Origin of the sequence: Microbulbifer sp. SH-1 (assembly GCF_011326135.1) — a bacterium.
Classification (GTDB): domain Bacteria; phylum Pseudomonadota; class Gammaproteobacteria; order Pseudomonadales; family Cellvibrionaceae; genus Microbulbifer; species Microbulbifer harenosus.
In genome coordinates, this window is record NZ_CP046948.1 from 2,568,244 (window position 1) to 2,586,441 (window position 18,198).

Sequence of the window (18,198 nt, forward strand, 5' to 3'; positions counted from 1 at the left end):
GAACACGCCCGAAAGCCGTCGCCCTTGATAATGAAGACCCAATATGAAAACAACCCTGACCTCCGTCTTCCAGTCTTCTTGCGAAGCCGCCGGGCGGCAACTGCATGAAGTGGGGTCGGACATAATGCTCCACGGCAGCACCGATCAAAACTGCGGTATTGTTCGCGGTAGAGTGGAGATTACCAGTCTGAACCGGGTGCCAGCGATGAATAGGGAGCGCACCTGATGCAAAGGATTGTAGTGGATTGGGGTACGACGAATTTCCGCGCGTACCTTATCGACGAGCATGAAAGAATTGCAGAGCGCCGCATCGCACCCCGTGGCGTACACAATTGCGATGGTAGCTACAGCAATGTACTACGGGAATTCTGCGGAGACTGGCAGTCCCGCTGGCCGGACATCCCTGTTTATCTCTGCGGCATGATAGGCAGCCGCACAGGTTGGTATGAAGCTCCCTATGTGGCAAGCCCGGCTCCTCCGGATGCGCTCTTTCGCGGTCTGTTGCCAATACCCGGTGAGCAGAACGTTTTTGTGATACCGGGTATGCGCTGCCTCACGCCGGCGGGAATGCCCGACGTGATGCGGGGTGAGGAATGCCAGGTACTGGGCGCCATTGGCGAAACGGACAACACCAATACGCTGGTTATTCTTCCGGGCACGCACAGTAAATGGGTACGCGTGCAGGATGGGCGCATTCATGATTTCGCCACTTTTTTTACCGGAGAAATGTACGCACTGCTGCACCAGCACAGTTCCATCGGCGCTGTGCTGGACCCTGCGCATCACCACCACGAGAGCTTCCGGTATGGACTGTCGCAAAGTACCAGTGCCGGAGGTCTGCTGAACCAGATATTTTCCGCCCGCACCCGTAGTCTCTGTGAGGACACCAGTGGTCAGTCCATGTCCGCTTACCTCTCGGGCATCCTGATTGGAAGTGAGTTCATCCACGGCCGTAAACTGTTTGATACCGACAGCGAACTTCTCTTAATAGGCGACGAACCACTGGCAACACTCTATCAGTTGGCGGCAGCTTTCTTCGGTCTCAAGTTGCGCACATTGGACCCCGCGTGGGCGGTTACCAGCGGCATCGCCCGGATTTGCGCCGCCGGCGCCGTTCACGGCCCTACATCCGGCCGGGAAGTAGTGGTGTCCGGTTGAACCCACTGTGGTGGGCGGGCCTGAGATTTAAAGTAAATGAATAACAATAAACTGTAATGAGGCGAACACTATGCAACTGTCAGCAATAGACCTGGCAATTTTCATTGCCTATGTGGCGATACTGGTCACCATCGGCTATCTCGTATCACGGGAGAAAACGGGCCATGAGAAAAACACCAGCGACTATTTTCTCGCCGGCAAGGGATTGCCATGGTGGGCGGTGGGTGCATCGCTGATTGCAGCGAATATATCTGCAGAGCAGATCATCGGCATGTCCGGCTCGGGCTACGCCATCGGGCTAGCCATTGCCTCCTACGAGTGGATGGCTGCTATCACACTCATACTTGTAGGAAAATATTTTCTGCCAGTATTCGTCAGGAAAGGCATATACACCATGCCGCAGTTTCTTGAACAGCGCTATGACAGCCGAGTGAAAGTGGTTCTGGCCATTTTCTGGCTGGGAGTTTACATATTTGTAAACCTGACCTCGGTATTGTGGCTGGGTGCGCTCGCCATCAATGCCATTGCTGGCGTAGAACTGTTGTTCGGTCTGCTGTTTCTGGGCGTGCTCTCCGCGGGCTATTCGCTATACGGTGGTCTCAAGGCGGTGGCGCTCACGGATATTATTCAGGTCGTGCTGCTGGTGTTCGGCGGACTGATGATGTCATATCTGGCTTTAAATCTGATCGGCGAACAAAATGGTGGCGGACTGCTGACGGGGTTCACCGAGCTTACCCGAGTAGCGCCGGAAAAGTTCGATATGATCCTGTCGCGAGACAACCCGCACTATATGAGCCTTCCGGGGCTCTCTGTGCTGCTCGGTGGCATGTGGGTAGTGAACTTCGCTTACTGGGGCTTCAATCAGTACATTATCCAGCGCGCACTGGGAGCAAAAAGCATTGCGGAAGGTCAGAAAGGCATTGTTTTTGCCGCCTACCTTAAGTTGCTGATGCCAATCATTGTGGTGTTGCCCGGAATCGCTGCGGTGGTGCTTTTGCCGCAACTTGAGCGCCCGGATCAGGCTTACCCGCAGCTGATGAACCTGATGCCTGTGGGCTTCAAGGGGCTGATCTTTGCCGCGCTGGTTGCCGCCATTGTGTCTTCACTGGCGTCGATGACCAACAGTATCTCTACCATTTTCACCATGGATATTTACGCGCGCCATCAGCCCGGCCGCAGCGAGCAACACTACGTGCGCGTGGGTCGACTCGTCGCACTGGTATCACTGATTCTTGGCATGATCTGCGCGCAACCATTGCTCGGTCAGTTTGACCAGGCATTCCAATACATCCAGGAGTTCACCGGTTTCTTTACACCAGGTATTACCGTGCTGTTCCTGCTTGGGGTGTTCTGGCCGCTGGCCACTGCCAATTCCGCACTGGTGGCGGCGATCGGATCGGCGGTGTTGTCGTTATTGTTCAAATTCTGGTGGCCCGAGCTGCCGTTTATGGACCGGGTGGGAGTCACTTTCCTGATCTGTCTCGCACTTGCGGTGCTTTTGTCTCTCTGGGAACACAACCGTGCATCCGCGACAGTTCGTTCGGACAACGGTCAAATGATTTCTCTTGCGGAAGTCAATTTCGCTACCGGCGGCACGTTCAATCTGGCCGCGCTGGGGGTAACCCTGATTCTGATTGCACTCTATGCAACCTGGTGGTAACAGAGGGGGGCACGGCCATTCACCAACGCCGGCGTCTATACGCCGGCCGTTGGGTTCCGTGATAACTTTTCTATGTCGTCAATAGATGTGTCGACTACTTTGTAGTGGGCGCTACACCCTGACACTGCATTTCCGACTTAATCCAGTGGTCCATGCGAACAGTTACACAACTTTCCGCATGAACCACTAGGCTTCAGCTAATGAAGCCAACTGCTTCATTCCTTTATAGCCCTGGCGAATGGTGTTAATCAGGTCGTCGGTTTGATCCCGCTCCACAAAACCGTGCTCAAGTCCCGCCATGCCCGCGGCGGCAAAAATCGGCGGGAAATCAATGACGCCCCGGCCAACGTCGGTGAAGTCACCTTTATCGTCCATATCCTTGACATGCCAGAGCGGGAAGCGCCCTGGGTACTTGCGGAAATATTCCAGAGGATCCCTCCCGGCTTTGGCAGTCCAGTAAAGATCCAGTTCCATATACACATGCTGTGGATCGGTTTCCTCCAGAAGGACATGGTAGGGGATCTGGCCGTCCACCTTGTCGAATTCAAATGCATGGTTATGGTAGGCAAACTTGAGCCCGGCTTTGGAGCAGCTTTCACCCAGGATATTGAACTGTTCAGCCAGGCGTTTGTAAGTATCGATACCGGTGCCCCGCTGCTCATCACTGAGATAAGGCACAACTATGTATCTGTGCCCCAGAATCTGGGCCGCGTCTATCAAAGGTTCAAAATCTTTTTGCAGACTTTCCAGCGGCGCATGGGCGGATGGTGCAGTGAGCCCCTCGCCATCCAGTATCCCGCGCAGCACCTCGGGCTTGTGGTCAAAATAACCGGCAAACTCCACTTCCTTGTAGCCGATACTGGCCGCGAGCTTAAGCGTTTCCGGTACGCTTTTGGCCATTAAGTCACGCAGAGTGTATAGCTGCAGGCCTATTTTTTTCTGGGGCGTAGACTTGGCCAAGGGGCTCAACCCCGGAATTGCCATTAGCCCCAGCCCTGCGCCCAAGTACAGCAATTGGCGCCGGCTCATTCGCAGATCCTGCTTTATTTCCGCTTTATTATTATCAGTCATTGCACTGTCTCCTTGTTTGAAGTTGGCCCTGTGCTGGACCTGACTACCAATTCGAAGGGTAAAGTAACTTTGGGGGCCTTTTTTATCCGCCCCTCAAGTAAATCAATCAGCAGCGAAACCGCAGTACTGCCAAACTCTTCAGCGGGCTGGGCTATGGTCGTCAGAGGCGGATCACTGAATTGCGCGAAGGCAATATCGTCAAACCCCGCAACCGAAACATCTTCGGGCACCCTGAGGCCGCTTTGCTTGAGCCGCTGTATCGCGCCCATCGCCATTTCGTCGTTTTCACAGAAAATAGCGGTTGGGCTGTCCTTGCGCTCGATTAACTCACCGGCGGCCTTGCGCCCGGAATGCAAGGTGAAATCGCCGGGACATAAAAGACTTTCATCGAAAGCTATTCCAGCCTCCTGCAGGGCATCTCGATAACCCGCAAGGCGGTCGCGGGTCAACGGGCTGTTCTTCGGCCCCATGACTACCGCAATGCGCCGGTGGCCCAACTGGAGCAAGTGTTCCGTCATGGCGCGCGCCGCCGCGCGATTATCCAGGGTAACCGTGGGAACGGTTGTGTTGTCCAGCACCTCACAGGCATTCACCATCGGCAGCGCGGTGCTGCTACCGCCAGTATCTTGTGCCGGGAAGGGGTTGTAGGCACGCAGCTGGATGACCCCATCCGCCTGGCAGGTATGCACCATTTTCGCGTACCCCTCCTCCATTTCCGGATCGCCGAAGGTGTTGCACAATAAAATGGAGTAGCCTTTTTTGTGGGCCGCCTCCTGCATCCCACTGATAACTCTCGCAAAAAACAGGTTGGCAACGGTCGGAACAAGTACGACCAGATTCCCCGTCTTGCCCGAGCGAAACTTCGCGGCCATCAGGTTGGGCCTGTAGTCGAGTTTCTTGATTGCCGACAAAACCTTGTTGCGGGTTTTCAAGGACACGAGTTCCGGCTTTTGCAGGGCGCGTGACACCGTAGCCACGGACACTCCCGCCAGCTTCGCGACCTCTCGATTGTTTGACATTCCCCCTCCACGGACGCCTGCCATGCAGGACACTACTTTTCAAACATCGAGATTGTATCCGGTATCATAAATAAGCGCCAACCAAACCAAAGGCACAGAAAACACTCGGAAAAACATCAATTTACTACGCAAAAATAGTCTAACCATGTCGATATAGTAGTAACCTGGCTTTCAGCTAAAAATGTATCCGGATACATTTTTACGTTGACGCCCACAAATGTATTCGGATACATTTTGCTTATCAAGCGATATTCTTCCGAGGAAAGTCTCAAAGCTGAAACGGCCCCGGAAGAGACCCAAGGAGCCCCATGAAAACAAACCAAAATAAAGTCCGTATGGGTATGGTAGGCGGCGGCGAAGGAGCCTTTATTGGCGCCGTCCACCGCAGTGCCGCGGCGCTGGATGCCAGGATCGAACTGGTCTGTGGCGCCTTCAGCCGCGATCCCGGCAACAATCAGCGCACAGCAGCCGATCTTGGGCTGACCAGTGAGCGCACCTACCACTCCTGGCAGGCACTCATCGAACAGGAAGCCCAGCGTCCAACCTCTGAGCGCATGGAGATGCTGGTTATCGCAACGCCCAACCATCTGCATGTACCCATTGCGCTGGCCGCGATCAACGCCGGTTTCCATGTGTTTTCCGAGAAACCCGCCGCCGTTTCCCTGGAGGAGGCCCAGCAACTGGCCCAGGCCCTGGAGGCGTCCAACTGCCTCTACGGCCTTGCGCATACCTACCTGGGATACCCCATGGTGTGGCAGGCGCGGGAGATGGTGCGCGAAGGCGCGCTCGGCACCCTGCGCAAGATTTACGTGGAATACCCCCAGGGCTGGCTCAGCGAAAACCAGGAGGCCCAGGACAACAAGCAGGCCGCCTGGCGCTGCGACCCATCACTGGCCGGCGCGAGCGGCTGCATGGCTGATATCGGCACCCACGCCTTCGGTCTGGCTGAATTTATCGGCGGCCAACAAATTACCGCCCTGTGTGCCGAATTGAATACGCATCTCCCGGCTCGCCAGCTCGACGATGACGGTGCCGCGCTCTTTCGCACCCGCAACGGCGCCACAGGTGTATTGATCGCCAGCCAGGTCTGCGCCGGCGAGGAAAATGCACTGAAAATCCGGGTATACGGCGATAAAGGCGGCCTGGAATGGCAGCAGATGTCGCCCAACAGCCTGATCCATCGCCAGCTTGGCCAGCCGATGCGGGTACTGCGCGCCGGCGTCGATCAACCGGGCCTGGGGACAGAGGCGTTGCGGCGCTGCCGACTGCCGGGCGGCCACCCCGAAGGCTACCTCGAAGCCATGGGCAACCTGTATCGGGATTTTGCGGCCGCCATTCGCGACGGAGCAGCAGGTTCCGCACCCGGCGTTCCCGGTATCTCGGCGGGCCTGCGCGGCATGGCGTTTATAGAGGCCGTTGTCGCCAGCCGGGAGAGCGACACCAAGTGGATTGAATTGCCCGATGTCGGTTGAGACCGAATAACAATAAACGAGGAGTATTGAGATGACAGGTATCAAAGGGCCGGCAATTTTCCTGGCCCAGTTCCTGGCGGACGAGGCGCCCTTCAACCGCTTGGATACCATGGCCCAGTGGGCCGCGTCCCTGGGCTACAAAGGCATTCAGGTACCGACCAGCGACAGTCAGTTTTTTGACCTGAAGAAAGCGGCAGAAAGCCAGGCGTACTGCGACGATGTGCGCGGCATCTGTGCCGAGGCAGGGGTAGAAATTACCGAACTGTCCACGCATCTTCAGGGGCAGCTGGTGGCGGTGCATCCGGCCTATGATGAGTTGTTCGACAACTTCGCCCCCGCCGCCCTCGCGGGCAACCCCAAAGCGCGTACCGAGTGGGCCATCGACCAGCTAAAGCTGGCAGCCAAGGCAAGCCAACGGCTGGGGCTGAAAGCGCACGCGACCTTTTCCGGCGCCCTGCTCTGGCACCTGGTCTACCCCTGGCCCCAGCGCCCAGCCGGTCTGGTGGAACAGGGCTTTGCGGAGTTGGCGCGGCGCTGGCGGCCGATACTGGATGCTTTCGATGAAGCCGACGTTGATCTCTGCTACGAAATCCACCCGGGCGAGGACCTGCACGACGGCGCCTCTTTTGAGCGGTTCCTGGCAGCAGTGGACAACCACCCGCGCGCCAATATCCTGTTTGATCCCAGCCACTTTGTCCTGCAGCAACTCGACTACCTGGATTTTATCGATCGCTATCACGACCGTATCCGCATGTTCCACGTCAAGGATGCGGAGTTCAACCCCAACGGCCGCTCGGGTGTTTACGGCGGCTACGAAGATTGGGTGAATCGCCCGGGCCGGTTCCGCTCACTGGGGGATGGCCAGGTAGACTTCAAAGCTATCTTCAGCAAACTGACCCAATACGACTTCAAGGGCTGGGCAGTACTCGAATGGGAGTGCTGCCTGAAAGACGCCGAACAGGGTGCGGCCGAAGGTGCGGCTTTCATAAAAGAGCGAATGATCACCAAGGCCGCGCGCTCGTTCGACGACTTTGCCGGCGGCAACACCAGCGAGGCGCGCAACCGCCGCATACTGGGCTTGTCGGACTAGGAGCGGAAAACTTCTGTCCTGCAAGAAATACCAATAAAACCAATAAGAGTGTGGGCAACCATGAATATTATAAAAATACGCCTCAGCGCGATGATGTTCCTGCAATTTTTTATCTGGGGAGGCTGGTTCGTCACCCTGGGCACCTTTCTCGCCCACAACCTCAACGCCACTGGCAGCCAGACCGGTATGGCCTTTTCGACGCAATCCTGGGGCGCCATCATCGCTCCCTTTGTTGTCGGTCTGATCGCCGATCGGTACTTCAATGCCGAACGCATACTGGGCTTCCTGCATCTCGCAGGCGCGGTTCTGATGTATCAACTCTACCGGGCCGAGAGCTTCGACGCTTTTTATCCCTTTGTACTGGCATACATGATTCTGTATATGCCGACCCTCGCCCTGGTCAACTCGGTCGCCTTCCGGCAAATGAACGACCCGGCCAAGGATTTTGCCAACATCCGGGTATGGGGCACGGTGGGCTGGATTGCCGCGGGACTCCTCATCAGCTATGGCTTCTCCTGGGACTCTCAGCAAGCCATTGCGGCGGGCCTGCTGAAAAATACTTTCCTGATGTGCGCCCTGGCATCCCTGATTCTCGGCATCTTCAGCTTCACCCTGCCCGAGACGCCACCCGCCGCCTCACGGGGTGACAAGCTGGCGCTCCGTGACGCGCTGGGGCTGGATGCACTGGGTCTGCTGAAAGACCGGAACTTCGCCCTCTTCTTCCTCTCTTCGGTCCTGATCTGCATTCCCCTGGCGTTCTACTACCAGAACGCCAATCCATTCCTGACGGAAATCGGGGTCGAGAATGCCACCGGAAAAATGACCATCGGACAAATTTCCGAAGTACTTTTCATGCTGGTGCTGCCAATATTCCTCAAGCGCTTCGGCATCAAGCTGACACTGCTGATCGGCATGATTGCCTGGGCGTTGAGATACACCCTGTTCGCCTTTGGCGATGCCGACAATCTCGCGTTCATGCTGATCCTCGGCATTGCCCTGCACGGCATCTGTTACGACTTTTTCTTCGTATCCGGTCAAATCTACACAGACTCCAAAGCCGGTGAGAAATTCAAGAGTTCCGCGCAGGGCATGATAACCCTCGCTACCTATGGTGTCGGCATGCTTATTGGATTCTGGGTGGCCGGGCAGATCACCGAAAACTTTACCCTGGCAGATGGCCACCTCTGGAAGAACATCTGGCTTTTCCCTGCAGCCTTTGCACTGGCTGTCTTTGTGCTCTTTACACTGACGTTCAGCAAAGAAAAGACATCCTCTTCCGAGGAACCGTTACCACATGGCTCTATAGAGAGAGGGTAAATAAAAGTGACTTTTGATCCAAACCGACGCACGCTGCTCCGCAACCTTGCCGCGGGCACATTGGGTGCTACCGCGATGAGCACGCTGAGCGCGAACACCCTGGCGGGCCCCAAACTCCCGGAGCCCTTCACGTTAAAAGGCAATATTAACCACTCCGTCAGCCGCTGGACCTATGGCGACCTCTCCCTTGAGAAGCTATGCATGGTGATCAAGGACCTGGGCTTTGCCGCCATTGATCTCGTTGGCCCGAAGGACTGGGCCCTACTCAAGCGCGAAGGCGTGGACTCTTCCATGTGTAATGGTGCGGAAATCAGCCTGGAGGATGGCTGGGGAGATAGCCGGTTTCACACTCAGCTGATCGACAACTACCGCAAGCATATCGATCTGGTAGCCGATGCCGGCTACCGGAACCTGATCTGCTTCAGTGGCAACGCCCGCGGAATGGACCCGGAAACAGGGTTGAAGAACGCCACCGAGGGCCTCAAAAAAATCCTATCGCAAGCAGAAAAGCGCGGCGTCGTCCTGCAAATGGAACTGTTCAACAGCAAGATCGACCACCCCGACTACCTGTGTGACAACTCCGCCTGGGGAATAGAACTGTGTAAACGGCTGGACTCCCCCAATTTCAAACTCCTTTACGACATCTACCATATGCAGATCAGCGAAGGCGATATTATCCGCACCATTCGCGACCACCATCAATACTTCGGCCACTATCACACCGCGGGCGTTCCCGGCCGCAACGAAATAGATGATACGCAGGAGCTCTACTACCCGGCCATTGCCCGCGCGATCAAAGAGACCGGCTTTACCGGCTACATTGCCCAGGAATTTATTCCCACAAGAGGAAGTATCGAAGGGAATATAGAATCATTGAAATCGGCGATACGGATCTGTGACGTCTAGCTGGGAGGCTTGAGATACCTGACGCAGCAGATATTAAAAGCAAATCTGAAATTCGAGTTAACAGAGACTTTTTAGAATACGGCAAACGATTCACTTCATAAATAATAATATACAAGAGGTATAACCATGGCGATTGGTAATCATTACGATGCTATTGTTGTCGGCTCTGGCATCAGCGGTGGATGGGCCGCGAAAGAACTTACCGAAAAAGGGCTCAAAGTTCTGCTACTTGAACGCGGGCGCAATATCGAGCACATCAAAGATTATAAAAATGCGCTCAAGGAAGCCTGGGACTATCCACACAGGGATACACCAACCCAGAAGATGAAGGAAGATGAGCCGGTCCTGAAGCGCGAATATACGCTGAATGAATCCACCGCCGGCATGTGGGCAAGCCACAAAGACTCCCCCTACGTGGAAGACAAGCGCTTCGACTGGTTTCGCGGTTACCATGTCGGTGGTCGGTCACTGCTGTGGGGACGCCAGAGTTACCGCTTCAACCAACTGGATTTTGAAGCCAACCTGCGCGAGGGCATCGCCGTCGACTGGCCCATTCGTTACAGCGACCTCGCGCCCTGGTATGACTATGTCGAGCGCTTTGCCGGCATCAGTGGCAATCGCGACGGCCTGGATGTACTACCGGACGGACAGTACCAGCCAGCATTCGAGATGAACTGCGTGGAAAAGGATGTAGCCGCGCGAATCCAGAAGGCCTTCAAGGGCCAGCGCCATCTGATTATGGGGCGCACTGCAAATATCACGCAGCCCAAAGCAGAACAGGGCCGGGTAAACTGCCAGGCCCGGGCCAAGTGCTGGCTGGGTTGCCCCTTCGGCGGTTATTTCAGTACCCAATCCGCCACCCTGCCGGCGGCGATGAAAACCGGCAATCTTACCCTTCGCCCCTATTCCATCGTGACCCGCCTGCTCTACGACAAAGACAGGAAGCGCGCCAGCGGCGTTGAAATTCTCGATGCGGAAACCAACCAGACGTACGAGTTCACCAGCAAAATCGTTTTTCTGAATGCCTCCAGCTTCAACTCCACCTGGGTGCTGATGAACTCGGCCACCGATATCTGGCCCGATGGCCTTGGCAGCAGCAGCGGCGAGCTCGGCCACAATGTAATGGACCACCACCTCAACGTGGGGGCCAGCGGCGATGTGGAGGGCTACCTGGACGAATATTACTTCGGCCGCCGCCCCACCGGTTTCTATGTGCCGCGATTCCGCAACTGGAACGGCGACCAGCGCGATTACCTACGCGGCTTTGGTTACCAGGGGGGTGCCAGTCGACAGGGCTGGAGGAGAGACGTCGCGGAACTGAATATTGGCGCCGACCTCAAGAGTGCCCTGAGCGAGCCGGGAGGGTGGAGAATCGGCATGGGTGGCTTCGGCGAGATGCTGCCCCATCACGACAACCGGATATACCTGAATCGCGACGTCAAAGACAAGTGGGGCTTGCCGGTACTGGCGATGGATGTGGAGATCCGCGAGAACGAGATCGCCATGCGCAAGGACATGATGCAGGACGCCGTGGAGATATTGGAAGCCGGTGGCGCAAAGAATGTACATGGATATTCTGGCGAATACGCACCGGGCAAAGGCATTCACGAGATGGGAACCGCGCGTATGGGGCGCGATCCAAAAACCTCCGTGCTCAACGGCCACAACCAGGTTTGGGACGCCCCTAACGTTTTCGTTACCGACGGCGCCTGTATGACATCTGCATCCTGTGTAAATCCCTCACTAACCTACATGGCGCTCACCGCCCGGGCCGCCAACCACGCTGTGGAAGAACTAAAGAAAGGTAACCTCTAGCCATGAACAGACGCGAACTGATAAAAATGATCGCCGCCGCTACAGGCGCAGCCTTTGTTGGTGGAAATGTACTGCTGACAGGCTGTACCCGCAGGGAGCCCGCTGCAGAATATCTTTTTAGCTCTACCGACATATTACTTCTGGATGAAGTTGCCGAAACCATTATTCCGAGAACAGATACCCCCGGCGCAAAGGATGCGCAGGTAGGCCAGTTTATGACGGTTATGGTGAACGACTGCTATACCGCGGAAGATCAGCTCGTTTTTCATCGCGGTATTACCCAGCTACAGGACTTCAGCCGGGAAGCCCATGGTGCCGCCTTTATGGAACTGACTCGGGAAGACAGGCACGACCTCCTCGTGCAACTGGACCGCGAGGCCCGGCTGCATAATGCGGGGCAGAATGGCCCGCATTACTTCACCATGATGAAGCAGCTCACCCTGTTCGGATTCTTCACTTCGAAGGTCGGCGCGACCGAAGTCCTTCGTTACACGGCTGTACCGGGCCGCTTTGATGGCTGTATACCTTATACCGAGGGTGATCGAGCTTGGGCGACCTGACCATGAAATACAATCAAATGACACAACGCATGCGCTCCATAGAAAATAATCGCCTCCCCACCTTCAGATCAACGGCCTTTGCCATGATCATTCCGTGTTTTTTTACGGTGTTATCCTGCACCGCGGAGACGACAGACAAAGCACTGGAGCCCTGGCAACTTGCCGAAAAATCTGAACAGTGGGAACCCGTACCTAAGGTAGTGGAAGCACCAGCGGACGCGCCACCCTCGGACGCTCTGGTATTGTTCGACGGTACCAATTTGTCGCAATGGGAATCCGCGAAAGGCGGCAAAGCCGAATGGGCCTTGGAGGAGGGAGTCCTGACCGTAGTGCCGGGAAAGGGTGACATCCGCACCAAGCGCGCATTCTGTGATGCGCAAGTACACCTCGAATGGCGCACTCCTGCCCAGTTCGGCGATCGCGATGGTCAACGGCGCAATAACAGCGGCGTCTTTTTGCAGGAGCGCTATGAAGTGCAGATCCTGGATTCCCACGCAAACCCGACCTACTCCAATGGCCAGGCCGCTTCGATTTACAAGCAGCACATTCCCTTGGTGAATACCTCGCGGCCACCGGGCGAATGGCAGACTTACGATATCATTTTCAAAGCGCCTCGATTTGAACATAAGAAGCTGGTCGAGCCGGCGACGATCACTGTTCTACACAATGGTGTGCTGGTGCAGAACCACAAGGAGATACTGGGTACAACCGTGTGGATAGGGGAACCTGAATATGAATTCCACGACTGCGCGCCTATCGCCCTACAAGACCACAACGATCCTGTGAGTTTCCGCAATATCTGGGTAAGAGAGCTGTGACTACAGATACCGCTCAATGAACTGGGCGGCCAGGGCCGTATGCGACAGTATGCGCACGGGGCGATTGGTTAGCCCGAGCGCGGGCGGCGGAGTACTGACCACCGCCCGCGCGGATGGATCTGCCGGGGCGGTGGCAGGTATACGAGCCTTAGTTAAAGTGCATCAATCGCAAACGGCAGTGCCGGAAGACTCGCGGAGTTGTACAGATTTACCTCTGGATAATCGGCCCAGGCATATTTGAGTGCTGTTGGCTTCTTCACATCATCATTCCAGACGATAACCGTATCGCCGGATATTTTCGCTTCTGCCCGGTGATATTTACCGGCACTATCCGCGAGAATAAATCCCTTGACGCTATCACCCTCGCTCACTTGCAATCCATCGCCGATATGGGCGAACTTTATGATCGCCTTATTGCCATTAAGCCGGTGAGAAATGTAGGTCGGGCCGCGGCTGAGAACGTCTTCGCCAAAGCTGACACGTTTGGCCTCTCCCCATAAACGTGCGGCTACATCCTGTTTGTTGCGCGGATGTATGTCGGTTGCATCGCCGATATCAATGGCGGTGGCCATGCCGGTTCCGGGTAAGCTTAGTGTACGGCTCTGCATATTCCGCAACAGCGCCCAGCTGCTGTCCGGCTGTGGATTTTGTGGCTGCATAAATGCGGCCAGCTGTACGAACAGAAATGGAATCTCCCGCTGCCACTGATTGCGCCAGTCTCGAATCAGTGCACTGAACAGGTCGTGATACAGCGGCGCTTCGGCCACATTGGCCTCGCCCTGATACCAGATAACCCCGCGCAGGCCATAGCTGCGGATGGGATAAATCATGCTGTTGTACAGGAACGTGGGCTTGTGTTCGTAACGGATGTGTTCAGGTATTGGCGGTTCCACATGGTTGCTGTAGCGCCAGCCGCCGCTGAGATCCAGCTTGCGCTCGCCGAGCTGCAACCAGAGCTGGTCTGCGCGCCCCACATAGGGTTTATTGTGCCAGCTGTTGCCAACCCGCAGGGCAATCAGATTGCGGCCTTTTTTCAGCATTTCTGCGGGAATCGTGTAGTGGGCGTTCTGTGACCGCCAGTCTTCGACGGAAATCAACTGTTCATTGATCCAAACAAACGCTTCCTGCTGCAGATCTCCCAGTTCGAGAATCGCTGTTTCCGGCACCTTGTCGATGGTGAATTCCCGGCGCAACCAGGCGATATGCTCAAACTCCTGCGGCAGGGTCTGCGCGCTCCAGCCAGTGGTGGCAAATTCAAAGCGGTGGGCTCCGGATTCCAGCGCGTCTTCACGGCTGCTGAGTCGGTGCATTTTTTCGGCGGCATTCCTGTCGTTGAGGGCAAACTGCGCGGGCCAGTCAATGTCCGGCTGGTATAGCGCCTGGGTGCGTGCGCGGTAATCCGGCAGTGCCAGCAGTGCCTCCTTGCTCATCCAGGCTTCCGCCGGCGTGCCGCCCCAATTGTTGTCGAGAATACCCACGGCAACGTTTTTTTCGGTGTGGTTTTTAAGCGCAAACAGGTAGGCGACTGCGGAAAATTCAGCAGCATTTTCCGGCGTGGTCTTTTTCCAGGTGCCGCCACTCAGGTCTTTCTTGGGTGTTGGGGATATTTCACTGGGCACATCGAAAAAACGGATCAGCGGAAAATTTGCCGCGTCGATAATCTTGTCGGAATCGTTGATCTCCCAGCTGAGCTTCCATTCCATATTCGATTGGCCGCCAGCGAGCCAGACATCGCCGAAGTAAACGTCGTGAATGACAGTTTCCCCATCGCCACTGAGTGTCAGGGTGTAGGGCCCGCCGGCCTTCTGAGGTGGGACAGATATTTTCCAGTTGCCGCTGTCATCACTGCGGTCGCTGTAGATATAGCTGCCAAACCTCAAAGAGATTGAAGTATTCGGCGCGGCGCTCCCCCAGATTGGGACATCCTGTCCTCGCTGCAGCACCATATGATCGGAGAAAATCCTGGCCGGTATTATCTCTGCATGGGCCGACCACACAGTACCGGTCAACAAAAGGAAGAGTGCGATCCGCGCCTGCAATTTAATGTTGGTTGCGGCAAACATTCTGGCCATAGATCCAGTCCTGCTGAGTTTCGTTAGTTTATTGCCTGGGTATCCATGAAATACAAGAAGATCCACGCCTCTTCGCCGGTATTTCAAGGGCGGCAATCAAATAGTTCACGATGAACTATTTGATTGCCGGGTGAAGAGCATCCTCCTTACGATGTAATTACATCCGCATACGCACTCCCAATGCCAGACGGCGCTCCTGCACATTGATTGACCGCAGCTGGCTTTCGAACTGCGCGTAGTTGCGATAGTTGGTCTCGGTCAGATTGGTTCCCTGCAGATACACGGAAACGTTATCGAACAGATCGTAGTTGATCGACGCATCCAGGTAACCCGCAGCTTCTGCCCAGTTGCCGAGACTGATAGGAGCCTCATTGGTGTTCAGGCCCGCCTCGCCCTGGAAGATGTCGCTGCGCCAGTTGTAGGCAAGCCGCGTGCTCAATCTATCGCCCTGATACCAGAGAATCATATTGGCCTGGTGCTTGGAATTGGAATTGAGCGGGAAGCTGTTGCCAACCAGGTCGACGCTGCCGGAATCGTTATCCGAGTAGGTATAGTTTGCCTCGATGCCGGTATTCGCCAGCAGGCCCGGCAGCGATCGAAACGCCTGTTTGTAACCCACTTCGAATCCTTTGAGATCCGATGCGGGAACATTTTTTGTGGTCCAGATATTGGCGGTGCGCCGCACCACGCCATCGGAGTCCGGGTAGGCGCGCGCCTCCTGCAACGTCTGGGTGGCACTTTCCACTTCGATCAGGAACAGGCCGAGACCGAGTATGCCGCCCTCGCCGAAGTACCACTCGGTGGAAACGTTGTAGTTGTTGGCGCGCCACGGCTTGACGTGGGGATTACCCTGATGGTTGCCCCCGCCGGGGCTGGTCACCATTTTGTACCTTTCACCATTCTCATCCACCTGATTGCCGTCCGGTGTGTAGACACGATACTCCTGATACCAGAGAGTCTCGCCCTCCCCCACGTTGACCAGATCGTTGCGCGACATGGTTTCGGCATAGCCGAAGCGGACAACCACATCTTCCCGCGGGAAGAAGTTGATATTCGCCGAAGGCAGCACATCGGTGAAGGAAGTTTTGGTGGTTTCAGTACCCAGGCTCTTGTACATGATCTGCCAGCCCTGCGGCTGACCGTAGGTGGCGGGATAGCCACCACCATAGTAGTTGCCCTCCTCCGGTACCGCCTGCTGGTCGTACACGGCATTCACCACTTCGCGCCGGGTCTCGACGACACGTAACCCCAGGTTGCCCTCAAACGGAATGCCGAACACACCACTTTCGTTGGCAAAATTCAGTTGCCCATACGCGGACGTCTCGTCCTCGGTGACAGAGTAGGCGCGCGAGGGATCGACGAAGCGCTGCGCTCCCGGATACAGAAAGTTCATAAAACCGTTAACGTCATCCAGCGCTTTGGGGTCGAGCGCCGCCACCCCATCGCCCCAGCCTTTGAAGGGGCCAAAGTCGTTGTAGGAAATCAACATATCGCGCAACGCATCGAACGGCTCGATACCCAGTTGCGCGTTGCCGGCGAAATCGTTCCAGTCCGGGTATTGCTGCCATACGAAGTCACCCGGCAGCGGCTGGTACCACAGTTCTTCCGGCACATTGGGGTCCGCCCAGGTGGAGTAGTAACCCGTCGGGGTCATATAAATAAAGCGCTGGCTCTCCACATCGCGGCGGCCGTGGCGCAGACCAAAATCGACCGAAGTGAAGCTGGCGATATCGAACTGGTAGCTGCCGTCCGCGCGGAATACATCCAGTGTGGCTTCCTGTTCCGTGCCCTCACCAAATCCCTGGAACAGATTCAGCCGGTCTGTGCCGGAGAGATCCTCGTCGAACAGGAAGGAGGGATATTCATCGCGGAAATCCACGGTGACCCAGAAGGGTTCCACCGGATCGTCCATGCCATCACCATCTTCATCCACCCAGTACCACTCCGGGGTCCCCTGCTGGAAAACGGCTTTTTCATAGGTTTTTTCCGCCTTGCCGCGCACATAGCGCAGGGAGCCGGTGAAGGGGCCGCCGTTGTCGAACTTTAATTCGATGTTCGCGTTAAGTGCATCGGTATGATTCTGAATACTCTGAGTCGTGGCCTGGAAATCCGGTGCCTCCACCACGGCAACCTGTAGCGAGTTGATGACCCGCTCGGGTGTGTCTCCCTCCGCCGGCAGAACCACTTCCCGGCTGGTGATGGTTCCCGGGCGCAACACATCGTAATTGTCGCTGTTCATGCCGTTGAAGTTGGTTTCCACACCGCGGTCAAACTGATCCATCTTGGTGTAGAACACATCGGCACTGAATTCGAGACTCGGAGAAATATCGAACTGGAAGGAGCCCGCGTAACCTTCGCGCTCCCGCTCCATCACATAGGCGTTTACCCCGTAGCCCCCCGGTACCAGGTAGCGGTCGTTGAGATCACCGTTCCCATTCAGGTCCAGCGGATCGCCACCGGCGTTGACGAAACCAAGGCGCATATCCTCCCAGATCTGGTAGTTGGCGGAATTACTGTTGGACTTGAACGCGCCCAGGGTGAAGCCGAAGCGCTCGCCATTGAAGCCGACAAAGGTATCGGCGCTGTAGTTATCGTCTTCGGTGATGGAACCCTGGGAACCTTCGACATTCATCGCACCGGTCCAGCCCGACTCCAGATCCCGCGGGTTGCGGGTTTTCAAATCCACTACCCCGGAAATACCGCCGGCGGACAGCGCCGCGCCCTGCGATTTGTACACATCCACTCCGGAAATCATGGAGGCGGGAATATCGGAGTAATTGGCCCCGACATCGGTTATGGTCCAGGGGCTCAGGAATTGTTCGCCATTCAGGGTGGTTAGAACCTGCGGCATACCGCGCACGTTGAGGCTGGTGCCCTCACCGGCAGTGCGCTGGATCTGCACCCCGGTTACCCGTTGCAGCGAGTCGGCGATGGTAACGTCAGGCAGTTTGCCGATATCTTCGGCGACAATGGAATCGACGATCACTTCCGAGTTGCGTTTGACATCCACGGACTGTCTCTGCGAAGCGCGGATACCGGTCACTTCGATCTGTTCCATCGCCTCTCCGACCTCGGCTTCTGAGCGGCCATCGGATTCCTGGGCACCTGCCGGTACTACCGCCACCCCTAGAGACAGCGCGGCCACCCAAACGGATAGCGGATTTCTGGTCAATTTATTCTTCATTATTTTCTCTCTATCTTCGCTAATTTACTGGTTATGGTTTTATCGAAATTAGGGCA

The 18,198-nt window shown here is 56.1% G+C and carries 13 protein-coding genes; 9 read left to right on the forward strand and 4 right to left on the reverse strand.

The window, feature by feature from the left end:
* The first annotated feature begins 225 nt into the window (after positions 1–225).
* Both GNX18_RS10710 and GNX18_RS10715 read left to right on the forward strand, forming a co-directional pair.
* Complete coding sequence (locus GNX18_RS10710) at positions 226–1,158, forward strand: 2-dehydro-3-deoxygalactonokinase (protein ID WP_166217893.1); 933 nt, start codon at positions 226–228, stop codon at positions 1,156–1,158.
* 70 nt (positions 1,159–1,228) lie between these two features.
* On the forward strand, positions 1,229–2,818 hold the full coding sequence (locus GNX18_RS10715) for a sodium/sugar symporter (protein WP_166217895.1): 1,590 nt from the start codon (positions 1,229–1,231) through the stop codon (positions 2,816–2,818).
* A gap of 186 nt (positions 2,819–3,004) precedes the next feature.
* Here the strand turns inward: GNX18_RS10715 and GNX18_RS10720 are convergent, their stop codons facing one another.
* Together GNX18_RS10720 and GNX18_RS10725 are read right to left on the reverse strand one after the other, a co-directional pair.
* The gene (locus GNX18_RS10720; protein ID WP_166217898.1) at positions 3,005–3,889 is read right to left on the reverse strand and encodes a sugar phosphate isomerase/epimerase; all 885 of its coding nucleotides are present in this window, start codon (positions 3,887–3,889) and stop codon (positions 3,005–3,007) included.
* Positions 3,886–4,932, reverse strand: a complete 1,047-nt coding sequence (locus tag GNX18_RS10725) for a LacI family DNA-binding transcriptional regulator (RefSeq protein WP_371808069.1) — start codon at positions 4,930–4,932, stop codon at positions 3,886–3,888. Before GNX18_RS10725 ends, GNX18_RS10720 begins: the two co-directional genes overlap by 4 nt.
* Before the next feature lie 284 nt (positions 4,933–5,216).
* On the opposite strand from GNX18_RS10725, the gene GNX18_RS10730 reads away from it, so the two are divergent.
* From GNX18_RS10730 to GNX18_RS10760, 7 genes are all read left to right on the forward strand, one after another.
* On the forward strand, positions 5,217–6,380 hold the full coding sequence (locus GNX18_RS10730; RefSeq protein ID WP_166217901.1) for a Gfo/Idh/MocA family protein: 1,164 nt from the start codon (positions 5,217–5,219) through the stop codon (positions 6,378–6,380).
* 31 nt (positions 6,381–6,411) lie between these two features.
* Complete coding sequence (locus tag GNX18_RS10735) at positions 6,412–7,470, forward strand: sugar phosphate isomerase/epimerase (protein WP_166217903.1); 1,059 nt, start codon at positions 6,412–6,414, stop codon at positions 7,468–7,470.
* Between the two features lie 60 nt (positions 7,471–7,530).
* On the forward strand, positions 7,531–8,787 hold the full coding sequence (locus GNX18_RS10740) for a nucleoside permease (RefSeq protein ID WP_166217905.1): 1,257 nt from the start codon (positions 7,531–7,533) through the stop codon (positions 8,785–8,787).
* A 75-nt stretch (positions 8,788–8,862) separates the two neighbouring features.
* Positions 8,863–9,693 carry a hydroxypyruvate isomerase family protein gene (locus tag GNX18_RS10745; protein ID WP_138236805.1) on the forward strand — a complete coding sequence of 277 codons (831 nt, stop codon included), beginning with the start codon at positions 8,863–8,865 and terminating at the stop codon, positions 9,691–9,693.
* Between the two features lie 126 nt (positions 9,694–9,819).
* A complete protein-coding gene (locus GNX18_RS10750) occupies positions 9,820–11,508 on the forward strand; it encodes a GMC oxidoreductase (RefSeq protein WP_166217908.1) in 1,689 nt (562 codons plus the stop codon).
* Between the two features lie 2 nt (positions 11,509–11,510).
* Positions 11,511–12,068 (forward strand): gluconate 2-dehydrogenase subunit 3 family protein, encoded by a 558-nt coding sequence (locus GNX18_RS10755; protein WP_166217910.1) that lies wholly within the window; start codon positions 11,511–11,513, stop codon positions 12,066–12,068.
* Positions 12,056–12,886: a DUF1080 domain-containing protein gene (locus GNX18_RS10760; protein WP_240913974.1), complete on the forward strand. Its 831-nt coding sequence runs from the start codon at positions 12,056–12,058 to the stop codon at positions 12,884–12,886. The genes GNX18_RS10755 and GNX18_RS10760 overlap by 13 nt, the downstream gene beginning before the upstream one ends.
* A 152-nt stretch (positions 12,887–13,038) precedes the next feature.
* Here the strand turns inward: GNX18_RS10760 and GNX18_RS10765 are convergent, their stop codons facing one another.
* Together GNX18_RS10765 and GNX18_RS10770 are read right to left on the reverse strand one after the other, a co-directional pair.
* On the reverse strand, positions 13,039–14,958 hold the full coding sequence (locus GNX18_RS10765) for a sialate O-acetylesterase (RefSeq protein ID WP_166217913.1): 1,920 nt from the start codon (positions 14,956–14,958) through the stop codon (positions 13,039–13,041).
* Between the two features lie 157 nt (positions 14,959–15,115).
* The gene (locus tag GNX18_RS10770; RefSeq protein WP_166217915.1) at positions 15,116–18,142 is read right to left on the reverse strand and encodes a TonB-dependent receptor; all 3,027 of its coding nucleotides are present in this window, start codon (positions 18,140–18,142) and stop codon (positions 15,116–15,118) included.
* Positions 18,143–18,198: the final 56 nt, after the last annotated feature.

Coding starts and splice junctions, on each gene's coding strand:
- GNX18_RS10710 (WP_166217893.1), top strand. CDS start 226: ATGCAAAGGATTGTAGTGGATTGGGGTACGACGAATTTCCGCGCGTAC.
- GNX18_RS10715 (WP_166217895.1), top strand. CDS start 1,229: ATGCAACTGTCAGCAATAGACCTGGCAATTTTCATTGCCTATGTGGCG.
- GNX18_RS10720 (WP_166217898.1), bottom strand. CDS start 3,889: ATGACTGATAATAATAAAGCGGAAATAAAGCAGGATCTGCGAATGAGC.
- GNX18_RS10725 (WP_371808069.1), bottom strand. CDS start 4,932: ATGGCAGGCGTCCGTGGAGGGGGAATGTCAAACAATCGAGAGGTCGCG.
- GNX18_RS10730 (WP_166217901.1), top strand. CDS start 5,217: ATGAAAACAAACCAAAATAAAGTCCGTATGGGTATGGTAGGCGGCGGC.
- GNX18_RS10735 (WP_166217903.1), top strand. CDS start 6,412: ATGACAGGTATCAAAGGGCCGGCAATTTTCCTGGCCCAGTTCCTGGCG.
- GNX18_RS10740 (WP_166217905.1), top strand. CDS start 7,531: ATGAATATTATAAAAATACGCCTCAGCGCGATGATGTTCCTGCAATTT.
- GNX18_RS10745 (WP_138236805.1), top strand. CDS start 8,863: ATGAGCACGCTGAGCGCGAACACCCTGGCGGGCCCCAAACTCCCGGAG.
- GNX18_RS10750 (WP_166217908.1), top strand. CDS start 9,820: ATGGCGATTGGTAATCATTACGATGCTATTGTTGTCGGCTCTGGCATC.
- GNX18_RS10755 (WP_166217910.1), top strand. CDS start 11,511: ATGAACAGACGCGAACTGATAAAAATGATCGCCGCCGCTACAGGCGCA.
- GNX18_RS10765 (WP_166217913.1), bottom strand. CDS start 14,958: ATGGCCAGAATGTTTGCCGCAACCAACATTAAATTGCAGGCGCGGATC.
- GNX18_RS10770 (WP_166217915.1), bottom strand. CDS start 18,142: ATGAAGAATAAATTGACCAGAAATCCGCTATCCGTTTGGGTGGCCGCG.